Source organism: Winogradskyella poriferorum (genome assembly GCF_050618035.1).
In the GTDB taxonomy this organism is placed as follows: Bacteria; Bacteroidota; Bacteroidia; order Flavobacteriales; family Flavobacteriaceae; genus Winogradskyella; species Winogradskyella poriferorum_A.
On the sequence record NZ_JBODPY010000038.1, the window covers coordinates 1 to 271 of the forward strand.

Here is a 271-nt window from a genome sequence, read left to right on the forward strand (position 1 = left end):
ACCTTCTTAGGTAATAAAGACGATAACTTTACGGTTCAAAGTACAGCGACAGGGGTTATCACCGTTGTACACGGTGGTGGCGGCTCTGACACCTTGACGGTCACTGGTGGCGGTGGTGCTGATGCTCCTCTAATTTTATTAGGTGATTCAGTTCAAGATGGCTCAAGTTACACCGGAACTACCGGTGAAAGGACTGCTAAAGCGCGTGAATTCGTCAATTATGGCAACGATATTATCGATGCTTCGGGCGCCACTGGGTCCGTTGTGATTT

At 48.3% G+C, this 271-nt stretch carries 1 protein-coding gene; it reads left to right on the top strand.

The genetic code is table 11. The features are described 5' to 3' along the window. A partial coding sequence (locus ACRHOC_RS14830; protein ID WP_431159407.1) for a hypothetical protein occupies window positions 1-271 on the top strand: 271 nt, incomplete at both ends.